Below are 3,454 nucleotides of genomic sequence, written 5' to 3' on the forward strand. Positions count from 1 at the left end.
TTTCTTTTCATAAACTCTACTTTTAATTAAATACTTGATAATATGTTTAAATCAGTCAATTGTATGGAAAGTGTATGGTTATTTTATGTGTAAAACGATCACACACAACATAGGTAAATAAGTTATCTCATTTCATAATAGCCCTTTTACAATAGTTTTTTCCAATAACATAGTGGCAAAAACCACACCCAATTCACACCTTTTACCACTTCTTAAAGATGTATCACATAATTAACATACCTAAAGAAAGGTGTCTGCTTCGCAAATATATGCCAATTATTTTAAATAAATAATTTTTCGTATATTTTTTTCAAATAAGCAACAATCAGAAACATAATAAGGGATCCTCTTTACACTTCGTGCCCAAATACCCTGCCGTAAATCATTCTGTCAAATACGACAATTAACAAATAATCTACGATGATAACCATTGTCCGTAAAAGCCAACAAATATACATCATTGGAATACATCCTGCAACTTTTACGCATCCAATCTGTCATTTTTAACATCAAACGAGCCAGAATCAGATAAAAAAAGTAAGCAAACCATCCCTTTATTCTTCATAATTACAGGAAAGATATTCACACCATCAATCTGCGATCAGAATTTCCGATGCCGGATTGCGGGTTGGATCACGACCCATCGACAGCGGTTCACACTTTCCGGGAACAGCAATCATGCGGCCAAAACAAAAAACCACCCCGAGGGGTGGTTCTCTTATTCAGTAGATTCGAATTTCTCTATTTCTCGATACTGATCAATTCTACGTCGAAAATCAGGTTGGAGAAAGGCTTGATGGTGCCACGGTCGGCAGAGCCGTAAGCCAGGTCATAGGGGATATAGAGTCTCCACTTCGATCCTACCGGCATCAGCTTAAGCGCTTCGGTCCAACCGGGAATGACCTGGTTCACACCAAATGTGGCAGGCTCGCCACGATCGACACTGCTGTCGAACACCGCTCCATTGATAAGGGTACCGTGATAATGCACCTTCACCCGATCGGTATCGGTGGGCATCGGTCCGTTACCGGCACGAAGAACCTCATACTGCAGGCCACTGGGGAGAGTTACCACTCCTTCTCTTTTGGCGTTATCCGCCATATAGACATCACCGGCGGCAATACTATCAGCATACTGTGTCTTGAGATTTTCCTCCTGACGCTGCTGCTCTTCTGCCTGTGCTTCCTCTACTGCCGTCTGTACCATACCGTTTGCATCCATCTTGCTGATGGCCAGTTCCTGGTTCTTCAGCGCGGAGATAATGCCTGCAAGTACCTGATCCTTGCTGATCGTCTTGGAGGAGTCGCTACCAAAAAGCATGCTGTTAAACTGCGGCAACATCTGCTGTGAGAACTGCACACCGATGCTCAAACCATTGGCATAGGCTGACTTCTCTTCCTGTCCCATCCCTTCGGTGAGTCCCTTGATAAACTGATTGAGACGGGGAGCGTTGATCTTGTTGAGTGAATCAAGCTTCGCATTCATCTCTTTCTCCAGTATTTTTTTCTGGGTTGAGTCGGCTGCGGTGATGCGCGACTGATAATCGAACTCGATATTCGATGTGCTCACCAGAACTCCGGTCTGCTCCAGAAACTGAACCAGGCCCTGATCGGTCATGCTCACCCCGTATGCATAGGATACACTGTCTACGGAATTCTTCAGCGAGGTCTTGGGGGTAGAGGCTCCGCCACACGAAACCATCATCACCGCCATCACGGTCATGGCACTGAAAGTGCCCAAAATTGTTTTCTTCATTGTTGATTTACTTATTTGTTTGTTGAGAATGTAACTTTCTGCAAATATGCTGTCTCCCCTACAGGGAAGCTACTCAATACCGAGCAGCTCCACATCGAAGATCAAGGTCGAATTGGGTTCGATGGAGTTGCCGGCGCCCTGCTCACCGTACGCCAGATGAGAGGGGACAAAAAGGCGCCACCTGGAACCAACCGACATCAGCTGCAAGGCTTCCACCCACCCCTTGATCACCTGGTTCACCCCGAAGACGGCCGGCTGGCCACGCTCCACGGAGCTATCGAAAACAGTGCCATCGAGCAGCGTGCCATGATAATGGCATTTCACCTTGTCTGTGGCGGAAGGAGTGGCTCCCTCTCCCTCTGCCAGCACTTCATACTGCAGGCCACTGGGCAGGGTTACCACTTTTTCGCTCTTACTGTTCTCGGCCAGAAATGCCTTTCCCTCTTCCAGGTTACGGGTCAGCACCTCATCCTGACGCTGGCTGAAAAAATCCTGTATCACCTGGTTGGCTTCCTGGGGAGTAATCGACGGAGGCGTATGCTGAACGATGCAGCTGAAGGCATCGGTAAATGATTCCACATCAATATTGCGTAATCCCGAGTTCATCAGATTTGAGGCCATACTCATCCCGAGGGCGTAACTCAATTTATCCATTCACTTTTTTCTTTTAAGATAGTTGGGCACAAAAGTACGATTTTAAGTTGAATTATCTCCCTTTTCACACAATAAAAAACTATATTTGCCAATGAAGCAGGTAACAGAACGGATTGATGAAAAAGAAATTAGTTGTACTGACAGGTGCAGGAATGAGCGCGGAGAGCGGAATCGCCACCTTCCGGGACTCGGGAGGGCTATGGGAACGATACCCCGTGGAACAGGTAGCCACCCCCGAAGGCTTTGCCGCCGATCCGGAACTGGTTCTCAGCTTTTACAATATGCGCCGCCGCGAGTTGCTGAAGACCCGCCCCAACGATGGACATAGGGTACTGGCTACAATGGAGAAGGAGTACGAGGTGCATATCATCACCCAGAACATCGACAACCTTCACGAGCAGGCCGGCAGCAGCAGGGTACTCCATCTCCATGGCGAACTGATGAAAGCCCGTTCCACGGGCGACGAAACGCTCGTTTACGAACTGGACCCGGCCGACAGCGACATCCATATAGGAGATCACTGTGAGAAGGGATTCCAGCTCCGACCCCATATTGTCTGGTTTGGGGAGGCGGTACCCCTGATGGCGGAAGCGGAGCAAATCACCCGTCAGGCCGACATCTTCGTCATCATCGGCACCTCAATGAATGTCTACCCCGCGGCGGGCCTGCTCGACGAGGTGCGCAACAACGTGCCGGTCTACCTGATCGACCCCAAAGATGTTTCCACCCGCCGCTACGATATACACCACCTCCGAATGGGAGCTTCGGCAGGAGTGAAGGAACTGCGACGCCTGCTGATCTGATCCCTGCAAACGGACAAATGAGATGTTCCATTTGCAGGGTTGATCCGTTTTGGAAGAAACAGAACCGGGACAGGGTGGCTGCACAGGGGAAATCAGAAAGGAAAATTCGCTTTGAAACTCCCCGTTTTTTTGTAATTTCGCTTCTTTAAACAACAAAGGAGAAGCCCGTGGCAAAGAAGATAGCAGAGACACCGATGATGAAGCAGTATGTCGAGATCAAGAAAAAACATCCCGATGCTATT

Annotated in this window: 3 protein-coding genes; 1 reads left to right on the forward strand and 2 read right to left on the reverse strand. The window is 48.1% G+C overall.

Annotation, left to right across the window (positions count from 1 at the left end; all coding sequences use genetic code 11):
- Positions 1 to 741: 741 nt before the first annotated feature.
- Together B4G81_RS15070 and B4G81_RS15075 are read right to left on the reverse strand one after the other, a co-directional pair.
- A complete protein-coding gene (locus B4G81_RS15070) occupies positions 742 to 1,755 on the reverse strand; it encodes an FKBP-type peptidyl-prolyl cis-trans isomerase (protein ID WP_294083962.1) in 1,014 nt (337 codons plus the stop codon).
- Positions 1,756 to 1,824: 69 nt separating this feature from the next.
- Complete coding sequence (locus tag B4G81_RS15075; RefSeq protein ID WP_294083964.1) at positions 1,825 to 2,409, reverse strand: FKBP-type peptidyl-prolyl cis-trans isomerase; 585 nt, start codon at positions 2,407 to 2,409, stop codon at positions 1,825 to 1,827.
- Positions 2,410 to 2,525: 116 nt separating this feature from the next.
- Between B4G81_RS15075 and B4G81_RS15080 the strand changes: the two genes are divergently transcribed.
- The gene (locus B4G81_RS15080) at positions 2,526 to 3,212 is read left to right on the forward strand and encodes an SIR2 family NAD-dependent protein deacylase (RefSeq protein ID WP_294083966.1); all 687 of its coding nucleotides are present in this window, start codon (positions 2,526 to 2,528) and stop codon (positions 3,210 to 3,212) included.
- The last annotated feature ends 242 nt before the right edge of the window (positions 3,213 to 3,454 follow it).

It is taken from the genome of Proteiniphilum sp. UBA5384 (genome assembly GCF_002410825.1).
GTDB lineage: Bacteria > Bacteroidota > Bacteroidia > Bacteroidales > Dysgonomonadaceae > Proteiniphilum.